Here is a 19,297-nt window from a genome sequence, read left to right on the forward strand (position 1 = left end):
GTCAGGCGGTCTCGAGCAGCGCAGCGACGCGCTCGCGCAACTGACGCGGCGTGAAGGGTTTGACGACGTAGTCGTCGATGCCCGCCGCGTGCGCCTGTGCGACATCCTGCGGCGACGAGCGAGCGGTGAGCATCAGGATGCGCGTCGACGAGAACTCAGGGTCGGCACGCAGCGTGGAACACACTTCGATCCCCGTCTTGATCGGCATCATCCAGTCGAGGATGACCATGTCGGGATGCCGCTGGAACGCCCGTTCGAGCCCGGCGCCGCCGTCGTGCGCGACCTCGACATCGTGCCCGACACCTTGCAGCACATGACTGAGCAGCGAGGCCACGTCGATGTCGTCTTCGACGACCAGGACAGATGCCATCGCGGCTCACCTCGGGGTTCACTAGCCGATCGAGACATCGGCGATGGCATGAGACTACACGCGGGATGACCGCGATGTACGGTGTACGCGTGACGACCGCCACCGCCGCAGGGAAGGCGCCTTCCACCCGGTTGTTACGCGGGCGCCGCTGGGGCTACTGGTCCACCGCCCTCGCGTGCATCGTCGTGGCGAGCCTGGCGGGTCTCACGCTGCAGTCGCCGGGGCTTCCCATCGCCTGGTGGTGGCCCGCCGCGGGCGCCGCCGCCTGGTTCGCCCTGCGCGCGCCGCGGGCCGACCGCACGTGGCTGATGCTGGCCATCCCCCTCGCCACCGTCACGACGAACATCCTCGTCGGCCGCCCCTGGTATCTCGGCCTGGTCTACGGGTTGTGCAATACGGTCGAGATCGTCGTCTTCCTCGCAGCGCTCGGCAGGCAGCGGGACGCCTTCCGGCTCGACACGCTCGGGAACGCCGTCCGCTTCGTCAGCGCGGCCGTCCTCGGTGCGGTGGTGCTGGGGATCACGATCGCCGGCGCGGGCGCTCTGCTGACCGGCGCCTCGTTCGCCTCCGTCGCGATCGTCGCGTTCGCGTCGCACAGCAGCGCGGTGATGCTGATCGGCGCGTTGGCCGTGCTGCCGCCACGCGAGTCGCAGGGCGCCCGTCCGGTCGAGGTGGCCGTCTACGCGCTGGTCGCTGCAGCGACGCTGTTCCTCACCTTCGGTCCCGGCGGGGCCACGCACGTGACCTTCCTGGTGTTCGCCGTGCTGGCCGCCGCGTGCCTGCGGTTTCCCATCCGTGTCGCGATCTCGCTGTCGCTCCTGACGTGCGTCGCCGCGCTGCTCCTGACGCTGACGGCCGGCGGGTCGTTCGGCTTCGACCTGGCGGCGTCTCGCACCTCGCCCGTCATCCTCGTGGTCTTCATGAGTACCGTCGGCGTCTTCAGCATCCTCGTCTCGGCGGCGCGGTACGAAGGGCGCGTCAACGCCGCTCTGGCCCTCACCGCGGCCGAAGACATCGCGCGAGCCGAACGCGCCCGTGTCGCCGCCCTCGCCGAACAGCTCGAGCTGCAGCGCCAGCGCGAGGACTTCGCGGTCGCGACCAGTCACGAACTGCGCACGCCCCTCACCAACATGCTCGGCTACACCGACCTGCTGCTCGACACCCGACTCGACGACGAGCAGCGCTCCTGGCTCGACGCCGCCCGGCGCGGTGCGGAGCGGCTGAGAGGCCTCATCGACACGATGATCGATGCTCGCGAGTCGCAGAGCAGCGACGCGATCGCGGTCGATTCCCTTCTCGCGCGCGTCGAGAGCGCGTACGCCACCGAGGCGGGCACCCGACGAGCCTCGATCATCACCCACTCGTGCGGCCTGGTCGTGCGGGCCAACGACGGCGACGCCGAGCGCGCGCTGTCGCATCTGGTGTCGAACGCCATCACCTTCGCCGAGAACGGCACGGTGACACTCGAGGCGACCCGTGTTGATGACGACGTACTCATCTCAGTGACCGACGACGGACCCGGCATGTCACCGACCACCCTGAGCCACGCCTTCGACAGGTTCTACCGCGGGCCGGAGGCCGAGGGTCGCGGTTCGTCCGGGGTGGGGCTCGGGCTGGGCAACGCGCGCGACCTCGCGCGACGCAACGGCGGCGACGTCACCGTGACCTCCGCCGCCGGCCACGGCGTATCGGCCGTGCTCCGCCTCCCCGCCCTCACGAGCGCCGACGCATGACGTCACGGTCGTCACACCCCCGTTACACCACCCTGCTAACGTGCGCCGAGGGAGTGGACGTCCCGGGGGGAGCGGCGGAAGCATGGCGAGCACCATGACGACGAGAGCAGAGGGCGACGACGCGACGGTCATTCGCGTCCGTCGTGACGCGCCGACGCGCAACTGGCGGCGCACGTACGCGCGCCGCCTCTGGGTCAGCGACCTTCTCGTCCTCATCTGGGTCGTCTACGGCACGCAGATCGCCTGGTTCGGTTTCGGCGCCGCTGACCTCGCGATCCAGACAGGACGCGTCGCCGGCGAGATCTCGTACTGGGTCTTCTCCGCGGCACTGATCTTCGTGTGGATGCTGACCCTCGGCCTCGCCGACACCCGCGACCACCGGGTCATCGGCGCGGGAAGCGCGGAATACGCCCGCACCGCACGCTCCAGCGTCACCCTTTTCGGCGTCATCGCGATCTTCGCCTTCCTCACCCAGATCGAGGTGGCACGCGGCTTCCTCCTGCTCAGCCTTCCCCTCGGCATCCTCGTCCTCCTGTTCGAGCGGTGGCTGTGGCGGCAATGGCTCATCGCCCAGCGGCGCTCAGGCGCGTATTCAGCGCGCGTGCTGCTGGTGGGGTCTCGGCGATCCGTCGTCGACATCGCCCACGAGCTCCTGCGCACGCCGAGTGCGGGCTACCACGTCGTCGGCGCGTGCGTGCCCGGTGGGGCCACTGCCGACATCATCGAAGACACCGACATTCCGATCATGGGCTCGTTGTCGGCATTGAACGCGGCGCTCGAGGAGTCGAAGGCCGACACCGTCGTCGTCACCAGCACCGACGAGCTTCCGGCAGACAAGGTCAAGCAGATCTCGTGGGGCCTCGAGGCCGGCCGGCAGCACCTCGTCCTCGCGCCCGGCATCGCCGACATCGCCGGCCCTCGGATCAGCAGCCGTCCCGTCGCGGGCCTGCCCCTCCTCCACGTGGAGACCCCGCGCTTCAGCGGCGGTCAGCGCGTCGCCAAGCGCATCATGGACGTCACCGCGGCATCCCTGGGCGTCGCTCTCATCAGCCCCCTGCTCGCCTTCCTCGCCGTCTCGATCCGGCTCTCGAGCCCCGGCCCGGTGCTGTTCCGGCAGAAGCGGGTCGGTCACGGCGGCCGCGAGTTCACGATGCTGAAGTTCCGCTCGATGGTGACCGACGCCGAAGACCGCCTGGCGGCGCTCATGGAGCAGGACCGGGATGCCGGCAACGCCGTCCTGTTCAAGATGAAGAACGACCCCCGCGTGACGCCGATCGGCCGGATCATGCGCAGGCTCAGCCTCGACGAGCTCCCCCAGCTGTTCAACGTCATCGGCGGGTCGATGTCCCTCGTCGGCCCCCGCCCTCCGCTCCCCCGCGAGGTCGAGCTCTACGCCGATCACGTGCACCGACGGTTCCTCGTCAAGCCCGGCATCACGGGGCTCTGGCAGGTCAGCGGCCGGTCGTCGCTGTCGTGGGAGGAATCGGTGCGCCTCGACCTGTCATACGTCGAGAACTGGACGCTCGTCGGCGACTTCGTCATCCTCGTCAAGACCGCCCGCGCCGCGCTCGCGCCGGGAGAGACCGCGTTCTGACGGCCCCCATCGATCCGTGCCACACTGGCGGCGGAGTAACCCTGATGCCGAGAACCGATAGCCACGCAGTTGTGAGCCGCGCCGTAGAAAGCCGCTGGGCGGACAACCAACTGATCGGCACCCGCGTACGGTCGGTGTGGCAGTGGCAGCTGATCTTCACCTTCAGCGTCGTGGCGATCACCGTCGCCGTCGGTGTCCTCGACGTCGGGCTGCTCGCCACCCCCGGCTTCCTCTTCGGCATCCTCGTCATCGTGATCGCCTCGATCGCGACACTCGTCACACCGTGGGCACGGATCCCCAAGCATTCGGCCTTCGTCCTCCCGCTCGTCGACATCGTCGCGATCGGGTTCCTGACCCTCAGCCAGCCGAGCCTCGGTTTCCTCTGGGTCTTCCCCATCGCCTGGATCGCGACGTACTACGGCAACCTCGAGATCGTGGCGTCGCTGGCCGCCGTCGCTTTGATGAACCTGGCCGACCCCCAGCACTGGGACTTCTCGCCCGGCGTGATCGTCGAACTGCTGATCATCCTGCTGGCCCTCGCCTTCCTCGCCATCACGATCTCGGTGGGGGCCTACCGGATCCGCGCCTTCCGCAATCTCGCCCGCAATCAGGCACGGCGCCTGGCGAGCACGCTGGAACGCGTCCAGTCGGCCGAGCACCGGGTCAACACGGTCTTCGACTCGATCACCGTCGCCCTCGCCCGGGTCGCTCGGGGAGGCGAGATCGTCTCGGCGAACGCCGCCTACCGCGAGCTCTACTCGCTCGACGCGCAGGACCTCCGCTTCCCCCTCGGCGGTGCGGTCGAGTACTCCGCCTACCGCGGCCGTGCTCTGGCGCCGACGGAGACCGCGCTCGCACGCGCCGGCCGCGGCGAGATCGTCGAACGCGAGCGGCTGTGGCTGTTCGACCGCAGCGGAACCTGGCGCGCCCTCGGACTCTCGATCCGCCCGGCCGGAGCGAACTCGATCGGCGAGGACACCTTCGTCGTCGAACTCGAAGACCTCACCGCCGTGGCCGAGGCGCAGCACGAACGCCCGCACGTCTCGCGCGTCGTCGCCCACGAGCTCCGCAACCCTCTCACCGCGATCCTCGGCCACGCCGATCTTCTTCTCGAAGGCGCCCCCCTCAGCCCGGCGCAGCGAGATCACGTGAACGTCATCGAGTCCGCGAGCGAGCGCATGCTCACCCTCATCCAGGGGATCCTCGCCCCGGCGACGGATGCTGATGAGCAGCAGACCCGCTTCGACGCCGCCGACCTGGTCACCTCCGCGATCGAGGCGTTCACACCTGCGGCATCCGCGTCGGAATTGGCGCTCGACACCGTCGTCGCGGGGCCGCTCGTCGTCGAGGGAGACGAGTTCCGCCTGCGACAGGTGATCGACAACATCCTGAGCAACGCGATCAAGTACAGCGATCGCGGGACGCTCCGTGTCGCAGCCGCCGTCGACGACGACGGCTGGGTCGCTGTGAGCATCGCCGATGAGGGGATCGGCATGTCCGCCGACGACGTCGAGAAGGTCTTCACGCCCTACTTCCGCGCGCAGACCGCGCAGGAGGGCGGGGTGCCCGGCACGGGTCTCGGTATGGGGATCGCGCGCGACATCGTCGAGAGCCACGGGGGTAGCATCACCGTGGAGAGCGCTCTCGGACGCGGGACGACCGTCACGGTTCGTCTGCCCGCCGCAGGCCGCAGCGAGGGGGCGTACTGATGGAGCACATCGATGTGACGATCGTGCTCGTCGCGGTCGCGACGACCTGCACGATCATCATGATCGGGCTCGGCTTCCTGCCCTATCCCGGACGAGCGGCCTCCATCTGGTCCTCCGGCTTCGCGCTGGCGATGCTGAGTTGCTACCTGCTCGTCGCGGCAGACCAGATCGGCTCCGCGGCGCTCCGCGGAGCAGCCCACGGCCCGATCCTGTGCGCGGCGGCCTTCGTGTGGATCGGCCTGCGCGCCCGCCGCGGCCGGGAGCCGATCATGCTGATCCCGACCATCGTCGTGTTCAGCGCGTCCACCATCGCCCTCGGCCTCACCGCCGAGACGCTCGCCTACGGCGCCGTGTTCCGGGTCTCGTTCCTCCTCGCCGCCGTCACCGCCGGGCTCGCCGCGTGGGAGTTGCTGCGCCTACGCAAACCCGAACGCGAGATGTCGCTGCCGGTCATCGTGGTCTCGTGCGGGTTCGTCGGCCTCGCGCTCCTCGTCGCGATCGACGGACTCGTGCGCGTCGCCGACGGCACGATCGGCGAGACCGAGTCCGACCTGCAGAACCTGTACGACCTCAACGAGGTCGTGGCGCTGCTGTATCTGATCTGCGCCCTCGTGACGCTGCTCTACCTCGTCCGCCGCGGTGCGCAGTCCTCGGACCCGCGCCAGACCGTCGAGTTCTTCGGCGTCGCTCGTGACCGACTGGTTCGGGCCAAGGACGCCGGCGACCGCTGGTGGTCACTGATCGACGTGCGCCTCGACGACGCCGGCGAGCTCCTCGACGCCTCGAGCGGCCGGGCCTTCCAGCGCATCACGGCGCGCTTCGCCGACGACATCCGCACCGTCATGCCGCCCGAAGCCGACATCTACGCGGTCTCGCCGACGCGGATCCTCGTCCTCCTCCCCCGCCCCGACACCGCCGTGCGCGGTCTGCTGTCTCGACTGCTCGACCGCATCGGCACGCTGACCGACCAGCCCGCCGTGCCGATCCGTCTATCGGCGAGCATCGGCGTGGCGGCGGCCCCGTTGGCCGATTACGACCTCGATCGCCTCCGCGAGGCCGCGAGCGAGGCCGCGGCGCACGCTCAGGTCTCGGGCGGCGACCGGTGGGAGCGCGCGGTCTTCGCCCCCTGATACACCGCCGATACGGCATCACCGTAGGATCGTGCCGATGCCCGAGACCTTCCTGCCCCCTGCCGCCCGCACCGTGGGCCGCGTCGTCGTGTGGGTTCTCGGACTCGCGCTGCTGTTCGTGCTGTTCGTCGTCGGATGGATCGGCGTCCGGGGCTTCCTCGCCTACGACCACCTCGCCTCCGCCCAGAAGCAGGCGCCCGGGATCGCGCAGAACATCGGCGACCTCTCGGCGGCGACCGCCGCGCTCGACGAAGTGGGGCGCCACACCTCGTCGGCCCGCGACCTGACGTCCGACCCCCTCTGGCGGGGCGCCGAAGACGTTCCGTGGGTGGGTCCGCAGTTGGCTGCCATCGCGGATGCCGCCGCCGCGGTCGACGACGTCGTCACCGGCACGGCCAAACCGATCGCCGGAGTGGCGGACGGCTTCGGCGTGGAGGCGTTCGTCCCCGTCGACGGGCGCATCGACGCCTCGGTCTTCGCAGCGCTCGCAGGTCCCGCCGAGAACGGGGCCCGGGTCGCGGCATCCGCTCGTGACGACCTCGAGGCGATCGACCGCGCTCCCCTCGTCGCTCCCCTCGCAGACGCCGTCGACACGCTCGACGGCCTGCTGTCGGAGGTCGCGTCGGGAACCGACGCCCTCTCGCGTGCGAGCCGGTTGCTGCCGTCGATGCTCGGCGCCGACGGGCCCCGAGAGCACCTGCTGCTCGTGCAGAACAACGCCGAGTGGCGGTCGCTGGGCGGGATCGTCGGCGCGTCGACCCTGCTCCGCACCGACAAGGGCGCGATCGAGCTCGACGGGCAGCTGGCGTCCGGAGACTTCGACCGGTACGACGACTCGGTGCTCGATCTCGGCGAATACGCCTCGCTCTACGGCGCGAAGCCGGGACGCTACATCCAGAACGTCACGCAGGTCCCGGACTTCTCGCTGACCGCCCGGCTGGCGCAGGAGTTCGCGAAGCGCGAAGGACGCGACGTCACCAGCGTCATGTCGATCGACCCGGTCGCGCTGTCGTACCTGCTCGAAGCGACCGGACCGGTGCGGCTCCCCACCGGCGACGAGCTGACGAGCGACAACGCCGTTCAGCTCCTGCTCAACGAGGTGTACCTGCGGTACGAGGACCCGCGGCAGCAGGACGCGTTCTTCGCCTCAGCTGCGGGGGCGGTGTTCACCGCGATGACGAGCGGGCAGGTCGATCCCGGCGCGCTCATCAGCGCCCTCGGTCGCGCCGGGTCGGAGCACCGTCTGTACCTCTGGAGCGCGAACGAGGACGACGAGAAGGTCCTGTCCGGAACGACCCTGGCCGGTGCTCCCCCCGCGAGCGACGCCGACACCGCCCGATTCGGTGTCTATTTCAACGACGGCACGGGGTCGAAGATGGACTACTACATGACGCCCGACGTCCGGCTCGGCTGGTCGGGGTGCGGAACCGGCACCACCCCCCGCACGCTGTCGCTGACCGTCAGCCTGACCAACGACGCCCCCGCCGACGCCGCCTCGCTGCCCGAGTACATCACCGGCGGAGGCCTGTATGGCGTGCCGGCCGGAACCGCGCGCACCGTCGGTGAGATCTACCTGCCGAAGGGCTTCACGATCAGCACCGCAACTCCCCCGACGGACCGCGCGTTCGGCGGCGCCATCGTCGGCGGGCGGCAGGTGCTCTCGTACTCCGCCGACCTGAAGCCCGGCGAGTCCGCGACCGTGACCGTCGACGTCACCGCCGACACCGGCATCCGCGACGCCGAAGCATGGGTCACCCCCACCGCGGACGCCTCGCTGCCTCCGATCGTGCGGGCGTCCTGCGCGCCGGCGGGCACCGGGCTCTCGCTCGACTGAGGCGTTGCGCAACCGTCACCTGCAGGAAATCCCAGGTCGGAGCGCCTCGGTTACACTCAGGTACGTACCTCGCCTGAAAGCAGCACCCATGCGCCGTTCCCCCCGCGCCCTCGTCACGATTCTTCTTCTCTCCGCCCTGACGTTCGGCGCGCCCGCGGTCGCGAGCGCTTCTACGATCTACCCGCCGGTCGACGCCTGTTCGTCGGATGCCGCCGGTGCCGGTCCGGGCGACACCATCGAGTTCTCGTGCGACTCCCGCACCTTCGCGCCGAACGAGACCGTCACGGTCACCGTCACCGGTGAGAACGGCGCCGGTGCGCGCTTCGCCATGGTGCGCATGTCGATCTCGACGGCGAGCGCCGCCTTCGAGTCGGATGCGTCAGGCGCGCTCCCCGCGATCCGGATCGTCCTGCCGTCGGATGCGCGCGGCGTCTACAACATCGCCGCCATCTCCGCGACCTCGACCGGCGGAACGTCGAGCGCCGTCATCGACTCGTCCAAGAGCAGCGATCCGCTCGTGCGGGCCGGGTTCGACGGCAATCAGCTGATGGGCCTGTGGATCGGAGCCGGTGCGCTCCTCGCCGCCGGCGCCGTCATCGTGATCGCCTCGGCGGTGCGCCGCCGCCGCGACCGCACCGACGACTGACGCAGCCCCTCGGGCTCAGGCGACGCTCGACGACTTCCGCTGGATGGGCTTCGCCGTCACGAGGATCGGCAGGTGGTCGCTCGCCCCCTGCGGGAGTGTCTTGACCTGCTCGATCTCGAACCCGCTCGAGGTCGCGAAGTCGTAGTAGCCCTTGAAGAACTTGTACCGCGTGTACGTGCGCGCGTCGCTGAGACTCAGCTCGTAGCCGCTCTCGCGGATCACCTGCCCCAGGTTCTCCTTGAAGACGGGGTAGTTGAAGTCGCCGACCATGAGGATCGGCGCCCCCTTGCCGAGCGTCGACAGCTCGCGCAGGGCGGCGCGGATCTGGTGCCGCCGCAGCGAGTTCAACGCCGTCAGCGGAGCCGCGTGGAACGAGGACACGATGAAGTCGATGCCCGAGTCGATGTCGTGCAGGCTGAGGCCCAGCATCCGTTCGTCCGCCGGCTTCAACACGATGTCGTGCAACGACTTCTTCAGCGAGAACGTCTTGCTCGCGCCGGGGCGGAACCCGTTCTCGCGGTAGTAGATCGCGAGCCCCAGCCGGTTCGAGCGGGTCGCGTCGGCGAGCACGAGACCGCCGATACGCTCGGGCATGTCGGTCGTGTCCACCTCTTGCAGGCACAGCACGTCGACGTCGTAGCGGCCCACCAGTTCGGTGAGTTCGCCCGCTGCGGCGTGCTTGCGCAGGTTGTACGAGACAACGGTGATCATCGAGCATCAAGCCTATGGCTAGAGTTCAAGAGTGGCTCCCAGGAAGCTGCGGATGCCCTCGGTCCGCGTACTCGTCCCCGTGGCGATCCTCGCGGCGCTCGTGCTCGTCCTCGTGCTCGTCGGCGTCGTCGGCAGCGCCGTGACCCGCGGCTTCCACGCGCTCACCGCGCAGCCCCCGCACGTGGGGACGACGATCATCGCGCCGGCGCAGGCGAAGGCGGCCGCGGCATCCCGCGACCTGTCCGGTGACGAGAAGGATGCCGCCACCTACCTCGCGGAACAGCCCACCGCGTACTGGCTCACCCCCGAGCAGGACCCCATCGGCACCGCCGGTGGCACCGTCCTCGACCTCGTTTCGCAGGCGCGCGATCAGGGCCGCTCCGCCGCGTTCGTCGTCTACGGCCTGCCGGGACGCGATTGCGGCAACCACTCCGCGGGCGGCCTGTCGGAGCAGGACTACCCCGTCTGGCTCGGCGAGATCGGCAAGGCACTCGACACCGCACCCGAGGTGCAGAAGATCCTCATCCTCGAGCCCGACAGCATCGCGCTGTCGGAGGAGTGCGGCAACATCGGCGAGCGCGCGCGTCAGCTCAGCACCGCCGTGGACGAGCTGACGACCGCCAACACCTGGATCTACCTCGACGGCGGACACAGCAACTGGCTGCCGGCGGAGAAGATGGCCGACCTCATCGGGCAGACCGGCGTCATCGACCGCGTCCGCGGGTTCGCGACGAACGTCTCGAACTATCAGGCATCCGCCGACGAGTTCACCTACGCGGCGGCGCTCTCGCAGCTGCTCGGCGGTGCCCACGCGATCGTCGACACGTCGCGCAACGGCACGGCGAGCTCCGGCGGTGAGTGGTGCAACCCTCCCGGGCAGACCGTCGGCGAGCCCAGCGGCACCTTCCACGACGACGTCGTCGACACGAACCTCTGGATCAAGCCGCCCGGAGAGAGCGACGGGACCTGCAACGGCGGACCGGCGGCCGGCGTGTACTGGCCTCAGGCCGGCGTCGAACTGACGCAGGGCGTTCGCTGAGGCCTGTGTAGCATGAGGACCGACTTTCATACTGGATCGGGGGGCAGTCGGCGATGAGCGATTCGATGTCGATGCATAAGACAGCGGTCATCGTCGAGGACGATCCGGACATCCGGCACCTCATCGTCGAGGTGCTCGAGGCGGCGGGGTTCTCGACCGTCTCGGTCGGCAACGGAATCGACGGCGTGCGCGCCGTGCTGTCGTACCAGCCGCTCATCACGACGCTCGACGTCAACATGCCCGGCATCGACGGCTTCGAGGCCGCACGCCGCATCCGTGCGCAGAGCGACACCTACATCATCATGATCACCGGTCTCGAAGAGGAAGCCGATGTCGTCCTCGGCCTCGGAGCCGGTGCCGACGAGTACGTCGTCAAGCCGTTCCGTCCGCGCGAGCTCCGCGCGCGCGTCGAGTCGCTTCTGCGTCGCCCGCGGGCGACCGGCACGACTGTGGCCGCTGCTCCGCGACAGGATGCCGCCGGCCCCTCCTTCCCCGGTGCGCGCCCCGCCGCGCAGCCGCAGTACGATCCCGCGCCGACGAGCCCGGTGTTCGACGAGCGCGTCATGACGCCCGTCTACCCCGACCCGCAACAGGGCGGCGCGGTCATCGTGCCACCGGGACAGTGGGGTGTTCCGCCGCAGGGTGCTCCGGGTGGTGTTCCGGACGGTGCGCCTGGCGGTGCACCTGGGCAGGGTGCGCCCGGTCAGGGCGCTCCGGGACAGGGTGCTCCGGGGCAGGGGCTCGTGCCGCAGGGTGCGCACCCGGGGAACGCTGTGGCCCCGGCATCCGCGACCCCGCCCGTCGGCGGACCCGGGTGGACCGTCCACCGCGACCTGGCCGTGCACGCGGAGCACCGCGTGGTTCTCGTCGCCGGACGCGAGCTGACGCTCACACGCACCGAGTTCGACCTGCTGTCGACCCTCATGGAGTCCAAGCGACGCGTGCGCAGCAAGGCGGACCTCACACTCGTGCTGCGCGGAGAGTCCTACGTCACGAGCTACTTCGTCGGCGAGGCCGACAAGCGGGCCATCGAGGCGCACATGACGAACCTGCGCCGCAAGCTCGGCGACAACCCGAACAACCCGCGGTACATCGAGACCGTCCGCGGCGTGGGCTACCGCCTCACCTCCGAGACCGTCGCCAGCGCCTGACCCGGGCCGGGCCGCGGGCGCGGTGGTGCGCGGGCGTGGTCTGGTGCGCGGGCGTGCGGCGTGCGTGCGTGCGTGCGTGCGTGCGCGGATGCAATAGATGGCGCCCGACACCCGGCATCCACGCCCCGAAACGCGGCGTGTCGCGGTCAAACTATTGCATCCGCGAACGCCAGGCCCGACCTGGCCCCCAAATCGGCCCCGGCGCCGCCCCGGCCTCTCCCCGAATCACCCAGCGGCGTAAAACCCCGTGATGATTCGACACCCGAGGAATGACTAGGCGCGCGGGTGCGGCTGCAGATGCCCACGCCGTTCGCGGATGCAATGGATGCCGGGCGACACCCGGCATCCACGCCCCCGCTCGCGGCGTGTCGCGACCGAACTATTGCATCCGCGCGCACCCAACGCCCCCACACAACCCAGGCGCGCGGACACCGCGCCCGCGCGGATCAGACCTTATAGCCCTGGTGACGCTGGAACAGCTTGATGGCCATCGTGAGGGTCTGCAGCACCGTGACGACGCCGACGATGGGCCAGCCGACCCACAGGATCGCGGACTGCGTCACGGGGTCGAGGAGGTTCCAGATGACGGCGATCGCGATCGCGACGATGCCGAGGATGATGAACGGCGTCCAGTGGCCGAAGCTCACGCCGCCCTTCTCGGCTCTCGCCTGCAGCGCCCAGTTGTCGACCTTCTTCTTCGAGAGGAAGCGGGTCCATGATCGGATGAAGTGGCTGATGCGGATCCACATGAAGATCTCGGCCGGGAAGAGCAGCACCGCGAAAGCGATATCGCGTCCGTTCGCCTTCTGCATCGACCGCGCCATGCGGAAGTTCAGCCCGGCTGCCACGAGGGGCGGCAGCAGCCACCACGGCGAGAAGACGAACGCGTTGATCGACAGCGAGGCGATGAGCAGCGTGATGAACGCGACGCGGACGAAGAAGTTCGTGAGCATCGAGAACTGCTCGAACCAGCGCAGACGCAGGTTCGGGTGGAACGGCTGACCCTTCGTGTCGCCGCGCTGGCCGGGCCACATGAGCTCGATGGCGCCGTAGGTCCACTTGACCTGCTGGGCGTCGTAGCCCTTGAGCGTGGTCATGCCGCCGACATCCGCCCGCGCGAACGGGCTGATCTTGGTGAGGTAGCCGGCCGACTTGATCTGCAGGGAGAGCAGCGAGTCCTCGACCTCGGAGTCCTTGACCCACGGCGAGTTCTGGTGGTTCTCCTTCATGATGTCGCGGAGCGCGGTCGTCGAGAAGATCGAGAACTGCCCGCCCAGCACGGCCATGTTGCGTCCGCGCAGCAGGTTCTGCATGTTGAACGCGGCGAACTGGGTGCGCTGACCGGCGATCAGCCACTTGGCGATGAAGCCCTTGATGGGGCGGTCGTCGATCGTGTAGATCGCGGAGATGCCGCCGATACGCGAATCGGCGACGGCCTCGTTCTCGAGGTACTCGACCGCGCGGCGGTCGGCGGTCGTGTCACCGTCGACGCCCAGCAGGTAGTCGTACCCCTCGACGAGGGCGTAACCGTAGTTGAGGGCACCGACCTTCTTGTCGGGGTTCTTGCCGATGTCGTGTACGAAGACCTCGGTGAACTGCAGACCGAGCTCGGTCTCGACCTCGTGGGGTCCCGAGAACTCGGACGCGATCTTCACGGTGTCGTCCGAGGTGTTGTTGACGACGATGTGGATGACGTCGGGCACGCGGCTCTGCTCGAGTAGCGACCGGATGACATCGGCGATCGACTCGGCCTCGTTGTACGCCGGGACGATGCAGCCGATCGTCGAGCGGTGCACCGAGGAGTTCTCGAGCACGGAGGAGAAGTCGTCGGCGAACTCGTCGACGGGGACGATGTCGCCCGGACCGGACGGCGCCGCAGCGAAGCCGCCCTGCGCGGGCGCACCCTGCCACGAGCCCTGCGGCGCGGCATCCTGCCACGCGCCGACGGGCTGAGCCCATGCACCGGCGGGGTCCTGCCACTGCTGAACGGGCTGCTGCTGAACAGGCTGCGGCTGCGCGGGCTGCTGCGACACGGGCCACGACGGCTGCTGCGACTGCGCCCCGTTCGGATCCTGCCACCCCCCACCCGGAGGCTGCGCGGGCTGCCAGCCCTGCGGGCCGGGGATGTACGGACTTGTCACGTCGGTTCCTCGAACTGGATTCACGGTGTGGTGGGACCGCCGGTACCGCCGGTCGATGTCCAACCGTCAGTCCCCGTCGTGCCCTGGGAGTCTCCTCCCGACGTGCCGCCGGTTGTTCCCCCCGTGGACTCGTCGGTCTCTGTATCACGAGGATAGATCGCAATCGGGATGACGGGGTAGACCGTCTGCTGCGCGAAGCTCTTGTCGTCGTCCGCGGTGCCCTCGACCCAGATGTCGAGCGCGAACTGCAGTGTGATGCCGTACGTGTCCTGCGGCAGCTGGTTGATGGTCGTCTCAGGGACGAGCAGACCGCCCTGGTAGCTGTTGATGAGCAGACCCCGGTTCGAGCGGATCGTGTCGGTCGGCACGAGTGTGCGCGGGTCGGCGCTGAACTGGAACGGCGAGCTGACCTGGTTGGACGTCTGCGCGGTCTGCGAGCTGATCGTCACGTTCGAGAGGAAGACGCGACGCTTCTGCTTGAGGACGGCCTTCTCATCGACGCGCGTGTCCTTGACGTTGACGGCGAACCCGAAGGTCTTCGGGTTGTCGGGGTGCCACTCGCGCGTGCGCTTCGAGTCGACCGCCCAGAAGTCGAGGATGATCTGCAGGCCGTCGGCGACCTCATAGGTCATCTGCACGGAGCCGTCATAGGTGAACTGCGAGTCGAAGGGCATCTCGGTCGTGCCCGCGGCGGGTGTCGCGTTGGGCACCGGCACAGCCTGGGCGTTGTCCTTCGTGCTCGAGATGCCGTTGAACGCCTCGACGATCTGCGAGCACCCCGACAACGAGAGTGCGGCCGCGGCTGCCAGCGCGACGATGGCCAGCCGACGGCGGGCCAGGGGACGGGTGGACATGCGCGAACCTCGTTCGATCGAAGGGGTGGAGGGCACCGGCGGCGGGGTTCGGGTCGCCGCCGCCAGTGCCACGTCCTTCACGTTAGAGGCGTGGACGAGCGCGGACCCGGGAGTTCGGGAACCCTCGCGGCGGCCTTTACCGGATCTTGAGGTTCTTGAGGTTGGCGGATGGACCGCAGGACCGTTATTCCGAACCGGATGCCGCCTGCTGCGCGATGGCGACGGTCACCGTGTCGGTCGCGGTCTGCTTCGCGTACTCGTCGGCCTTGGGCTTGGTCTGCACCAGGAAGTCGTACGTGAACTGCAGCGTCACGTACGTCGCGTTCTCGGGCACCTGGCCGACGTTGAAGGTCTGCGAGTAGCTGTAGGGCTTGAGGACGAGGTAACCGTTCTTCACGCTCGCCTGGTCGACCTGCGGCTCCAGTGCGGGGAACGTCTCGTCTGCGTTGGCGGGGATCGCCAGCATCGTCGCCTTCTGCAGATAGACCTTCTGGCCGTCGTTGGGCTTCACGGTCGTCACGAGCGACAGGCTCACCGGCTTGACGGCGGTGGGCGTCCAGCGGTCCATGCGCAGCTCGGACCAGTAGTTGACCGCCACGCTCACCGCGCCGGCGGTCAGATCGCGCTGCGTCGACCCGCTCGAGAGGTCGTTCTCGACCGGGGGTGCGACGACGGGCGGCGGCGATGACGGAGCGGGAGCCGACGACGATGTCGGCGACGGCGCGGTAGCCCAGGGCGCCGGCCCGCAGCCCGACAGGACGACGGCGGCGCTCACGACGACGGCGGCCGCGGCCAGACGCATGGTTCTCATCCGCATCATGACCCCTCCCCGCGGTGCCGACAGTCTACAAGGGCGGATGCCGGGTGCCGATCGCCGGGGATGTGTCGGAGTGAGTCGTTGTTTACCTGATCGAAACCCCAAATAGTTGCTGATACTGAGCGATTCCTGAATACTGGCTATGTCCAACCAACGAGGGGCGGCCGGTTGGATTTTTCTTTGCCGTCCACGCCTCGACCTCACGACGACCGAAAGCACTCACCATGAAGCACAAGATCAGCAAGGCTGCGGCAGCTCTCGCCGTCGCCATCGCGGCGGTCTTCGCGGCGCCGGCCGTCGCGAGCGCCTACCCCGCAGACCCCGACGTCGTCGACGCGCCCAGCTCGCTGGCTCCGGGCGAGTCCGGCACCGTGACGTTCGACGACTTCGCCGCCGGCGAGACCGTCGAGTTCACCCTGACCGGTTTCAACGCCTCGGGCGCCACCCTGGCTCTCGTCGCGTTCGCCGCTCAGGACTCGCAGACGATCACCAAGGAAGCCAACGCTCAGGGCGAGGCGGCCGTCTCGGTCACCCTCCCCTCGAACGCCCGCGGCAGCTACACGCTTGCTGCCGTCGGTCAGGACAGCGGCGAGTCGGCATCCACGACCATTGCGGTCGCCGCAACGGGCCCCGGCGACGGCGGCACCGACCCCGGCACCGCTCTGCCGAACGCCGGTTTCGACGGTGACGCACTCCTCGGCCTCTGGGTCGGCGGCGGCGTTCTCGTTCTCGCCGGTGCGAGCATCGCGGTCGCGACCTCGGTGCGCCGCGCACGTCGGGCATAAGGCACTCGCGAACCATCGCAAAGAGGAACTCCCCCGGGCCACGGCCTGGGGGAGTTCCTCTTTTTGCGTCTCGGGGGTCAGTCGAGCTCACGCCGCGCGCGCGTCTGCTCGGCGCGCGTCGCGAGGAGCTCATCCGCAGGGTAGCCGACCTCGGTCAGGGTCAATCCGCGCGCTGCCAGCACCTTGATCTCGTTCGTCCGAGTGAGTTCGTCGCGGATCTCCGCGACGCGGGCGACGTCGATCCGCCCCTCTCCCGCGGCGACGCACGCGCCCACGAGCGCCCGCACCATGCTGTGGCAGAACGCGTCGGCCTTCACCGAGGCGATGAGCGCGCCGGAGTCGTCGCGGTGCCAGCCGTATTCGAGCAGGGTCCGGATGGTCGTGGCCCCTTCGCGCGGCTTGCAGTACGCGGCGAAGTCGTGGAGCCCGCGGAGGCTGCGAGCCGCGGCATCCATCGCTGCGACGTCGAGGGATGCCGGGACCCAGGTCGTCCTGCCGCGCTCCAACGGGTCGTAGCCCGTCGTCCGGTCCGCGACCCGGTACGCGTAACGTCGCCAGACCGCCGAGAAGCGCGCGTCGAAGCCCTCGGGCGCGACGCCGACGCGGTGGACGAACACATCGGGGTACGGCCCGAGCACGCCGTTCAGGCGGGCGGCGAGCGCCTCGGGTTCGGGGTGACGGCCCGACAGCAGGCGACGCTCCTGCCCCTCGGTGAGGTCGAGGTGGGCGACCTGCGCGGACGCGTGCACACCGGCATCCGTCCGGCCCGCGACGACCAGCCGCGGGTCTCCGCCGAGGATTCTGGCGATGGCTGCCTCGAGCGTGCCCTGCACGGTCCGGAGGTTCGGCTGCCGCGCCCATCCTCGGAAGTCGGTGCCGTCGTAGGCGAGATCGATCCGCAGGCGCACGATGCCAGCCTATCCGCGGCCGTCAGAGCGCCGCGTCGACCTCGGTGCGCGTGGGAGGGTTCGCGCCGGGGCGCGAGACCGTGATGCCCGCCGTCACGACCGCGCGGCGGAGTGCGCGCTGCAGCGCATCGACGTCGCCGGCCAGCAGCGCGGCGTCGTCGACGAGGCTCGTGATGAGGCTCGCCATGAACGCATCGCCGGCACCGATCGTGTCTGCCACGTCGACGCTCAGCGGCGCAACCTCGACCGTGCCCGCCGCTCCCAGAGCGAGCGCGCCCTCGCCGCCCCGCGTCATGACGACGACCTGCGGTCCGAACGCGGCGATCGCCTCGAGCACCTGCTCGGCGGACATGCCGGGGTAGAGCGCCTCGGCATCCTCATCGCTCAGTTTGACCAACGATGCCGCGGCGAAGGCACGCTCGGCGACCGGACGAGGATCGTCGCCGACGAGCGCCGGGCGCACGTTGGGGTCGACCGTGACGATGCGCCCCGCCTCGCGGGCGCGCTCCAGCGTCGCGAGGGCGACCTCTCCCCCGGGCTGCAGGAACAGAGCGATCGATCCGGAGTGGACGACGGATGCCGCCGCTGCCGCCGCCTCGGCCGCTGCCGCATCGAGCGCCCACACGATGTCGAACTCGTAGTCGGCCGACCCATCGGCGCGCAGTCGGGCGCGCGCGGTGGAGGTCGCGGCATCCGTCCACGACGCCGCATCGATCGCGGCGCCGGACGCCGTCACCTGGTCGGCGATGCGCCGGCCCCGGTCGTCCCGACCGAGCCGGGTCAGCAGCGTGGCGGACACCCCTTGCCTCGCGATGCCGACGGCGACGTTCGCGGGGCTGCCGCCGACGTGCTCGGCGTCCGTGCCGTCCCGCTCGACGATGTCGATCAGCGCCTCGCCGACGACGAGGACGGTGTCCGTGTGGGTCATGCCCTCACTTTCGCACGACGGACGAGGCCGTGCACATCCATGTCAGCGGACGACCGCGGTGGCGGTCGGCAGATGCGACAGCAGCTCCTGACTGATCGACCCGAGCAGGAACCGCGCAAGGGTGCCGCGGCCATGCGTCCCGACGACGACCATGCGCGCATCGGCGGCGATCCCGGCCAGGACGTGCGAGGGGTGCCCCCGCTCCACGCGCCGCACGACACGCAAATCGGGGTACCGGGCCGAGAGCCCGCCGAGCGACAGCGCCAGCACCTCCTCCGTCGTCGCCTGCATGTTCGCCAGGTACAGGTCGGGGTAGACCTCCATCGCGTTCCGCGGCGTGTGCACGGGAGTCCACACGCTGACCGCGATGAGCGGCTCGCCGAGACGGTCGGCCTCCGCGGCGGCGAACTCGATCGCGTGCTCCGACACCTCCGAGCCGTCGATGCCGACGACGACGCCCATCCCCTCACCCAGGTCGCGGTCGGGGATCACGACGACGGGACAGGTCGCCCCCGCCGCGATCCGGATGCCGTGGACTCCGCGCGAAGGCCCGGTGCCGGGACCCCGGTAGTCGCTGCCGAGCACGAGCATGGCGGCATCCTTCGACGCCTCGATGAGCTTCGTGACGGGATTGCCGGACTCCACCCGCGTGGACACCGGGACACCGGCATCCGCCACGCGCTTCGCCTCGCCGTCGAGCAGCTGCTGAGTCGCGGTCTGCGCCGCTCCCAGGACCTCCGCCTCGCCGATCGCACCGATCGCCCCACCGACGACCGACACCAGCTCGATCGCCTGCCGCCGCGTCGTCGCACGGGCGATCGCCCAGTCGACGGCCCGCGTCGACACCCGCGCTCCGGTGACTCCCACGATGATGGTGCCCGCCATGATGCCCGCCCTTCCCTGGACGACACGCCGACCCGATCGCGGTGACGTCTGCGGCGCTCGTC

At 69.6% G+C, this 19,297-nt stretch carries 17 protein-coding genes; 9 read left to right on the forward strand and 8 right to left on the reverse strand.

Annotation, left to right across the window (positions count from 1 at the left end; all coding sequences use genetic code 11):
* Nucleotide 1: 1 nt before the first annotated feature.
* Nucleotides 2–370 (reverse strand): response regulator transcription factor, encoded by a 369-nt coding sequence (locus BBA86_RS07055; protein ID WP_065570918.1) that lies wholly within the window; start codon nt 368–370, stop codon nt 2–4.
* An 89-nt stretch (nt 371–459) separates the two neighbouring features.
* Here BBA86_RS07055 and BBA86_RS07060 point away from each other — a divergent pair, with 89 nt between their 5' ends.
* From BBA86_RS07060 to BBA86_RS07085, 6 genes are all read left to right on the forward strand, one after another.
* Nucleotides 460–2,103, forward strand: a complete 1,644-nt coding sequence (locus tag BBA86_RS07060) for an ATP-binding protein (RefSeq protein WP_189318436.1) — start codon at nt 460–462, stop codon at nt 2,101–2,103.
* An 82-nt stretch (nt 2,104–2,185) separates the two neighbouring features.
* A complete protein-coding gene (locus BBA86_RS07065) occupies nt 2,186–3,697 on the forward strand; it encodes a sugar transferase (RefSeq protein ID WP_065570920.1) in 1,512 nt (503 codons plus the stop codon).
* A 71-nt stretch (nt 3,698–3,768) separates the two neighbouring features.
* Nucleotides 3,769–5,406: a sensor histidine kinase gene (locus BBA86_RS07070; protein ID WP_223247046.1), complete on the forward strand. Its 1,638-nt coding sequence runs from the start codon at nt 3,769–3,771 to the stop codon at nt 5,404–5,406.
* On the forward strand, nt 5,406–6,536 hold the full coding sequence (locus BBA86_RS07075) for a hypothetical protein (RefSeq protein WP_065570921.1): 1,131 nt from the start codon (nt 5,406–5,408) through the stop codon (nt 6,534–6,536). The genes BBA86_RS07070 and BBA86_RS07075 overlap by 1 nt, the downstream gene beginning before the upstream one ends.
* 37 nt (nt 6,537–6,573) lie before the next feature.
* A complete protein-coding gene (locus BBA86_RS07080) occupies nt 6,574–8,370 on the forward strand; it encodes a DUF4012 domain-containing protein (RefSeq protein WP_065570922.1) in 1,797 nt (598 codons plus the stop codon).
* 88 nt (nt 8,371–8,458) lie between these two features.
* Nucleotides 8,459–9,016, forward strand: coding sequence for a cell wall protein (locus BBA86_RS07085; RefSeq protein ID WP_065570923.1), 558 nt, complete (start codon nt 8,459–8,461; stop codon nt 9,014–9,016).
* Nucleotides 9,017–9,031: 15 nt separating this feature from the next.
* Here the strand turns inward: BBA86_RS07085 and BBA86_RS07090 are convergent, their stop codons facing one another.
* Complete coding sequence (locus tag BBA86_RS07090; RefSeq protein ID WP_065570924.1) at nt 9,032–9,727, reverse strand: endonuclease/exonuclease/phosphatase family protein; 696 nt, start codon at nt 9,725–9,727, stop codon at nt 9,032–9,034.
* A 31-nt stretch (nt 9,728–9,758) separates the two neighbouring features.
* On the opposite strand from BBA86_RS07090, the gene BBA86_RS07095 reads away from it, so the two are divergent.
* Both BBA86_RS07095 and BBA86_RS07100 read left to right on the forward strand, forming a co-directional pair.
* On the forward strand, nt 9,759–10,766 hold the full coding sequence (locus tag BBA86_RS07095) for a glycoside hydrolase family 6 protein (protein WP_223247047.1): 1,008 nt from the start codon (nt 9,759–9,761) through the stop codon (nt 10,764–10,766).
* A 53-nt stretch (nt 10,767–10,819) separates the two neighbouring features.
* Nucleotides 10,820–11,917 (forward strand): response regulator transcription factor, encoded by a 1,098-nt coding sequence (locus tag BBA86_RS07100; RefSeq protein WP_223247048.1) that lies wholly within the window; start codon nt 10,820–10,822, stop codon nt 11,915–11,917.
* 446 nt (nt 11,918–12,363) lie between these two features.
* Here the strand turns inward: BBA86_RS07100 and BBA86_RS07105 are convergent, their stop codons facing one another.
* The 3 genes from BBA86_RS07105 to BBA86_RS07115 form a co-directional block, all read right to left on the reverse strand.
* On the reverse strand, nt 12,364–14,058 hold the full coding sequence (locus tag BBA86_RS07105) for a glycosyltransferase family 2 protein (RefSeq protein WP_065570926.1): 1,695 nt from the start codon (nt 14,056–14,058) through the stop codon (nt 12,364–12,366).
* Between the two features lie 20 nt (nt 14,059–14,078).
* Nucleotides 14,079–14,912, reverse strand: coding sequence for a fructose 1,6-bisphosphatase (locus tag BBA86_RS07110; RefSeq protein WP_065570927.1), 834 nt, complete (start codon nt 14,910–14,912; stop codon nt 14,079–14,081).
* A 184-nt stretch (nt 14,913–15,096) separates the two neighbouring features.
* A complete protein-coding gene (locus BBA86_RS07115; protein ID WP_223247049.1) occupies nt 15,097–15,723 on the reverse strand; it encodes a hypothetical protein in 627 nt (208 codons plus the stop codon).
* A 230-nt stretch (nt 15,724–15,953) separates the two neighbouring features.
* Between BBA86_RS07115 and BBA86_RS07120 the strand changes: the two genes are divergently transcribed.
* Nucleotides 15,954–16,514: a hypothetical protein gene (locus tag BBA86_RS07120; protein WP_065570929.1), complete on the forward strand. Its 561-nt coding sequence runs from the start codon at nt 15,954–15,956 to the stop codon at nt 16,512–16,514.
* Nucleotides 16,515–16,591: 77 nt separating this feature from the next.
* Here BBA86_RS07120 and truA read toward each other — a convergent pair whose 3' ends face one another.
* From truA to BBA86_RS07135, 3 genes are read right to left on the reverse strand one after another with little or no spacing between them, the layout of a single operon-like run.
* A complete protein-coding gene (gene truA / locus BBA86_RS07125; protein WP_065570930.1) occupies nt 16,592–17,422 on the reverse strand; it encodes a tRNA pseudouridine(38-40) synthase TruA in 831 nt (276 codons plus the stop codon).
* Nucleotides 17,423–17,444: 22 nt separating this feature from the next.
* Nucleotides 17,445–18,350, reverse strand: a complete 906-nt coding sequence (locus BBA86_RS07130) for a PfkB family carbohydrate kinase (protein ID WP_065570931.1) — start codon at nt 18,348–18,350, stop codon at nt 17,445–17,447.
* A 42-nt stretch (nt 18,351–18,392) separates the two neighbouring features.
* On the reverse strand, nt 18,393–19,235 hold the full coding sequence (locus tag BBA86_RS07135) for a universal stress protein (protein ID WP_065570932.1): 843 nt from the start codon (nt 19,233–19,235) through the stop codon (nt 18,393–18,395).
* Nucleotides 19,236–19,297: the final 62 nt, after the last annotated feature.

It is taken from the genome of Microbacterium oleivorans (assembly GCF_001691565.1).
GTDB lineage: Bacteria > Actinomycetota > Actinomycetes > Actinomycetales > Microbacteriaceae > Microbacterium > Microbacterium oleivorans_B.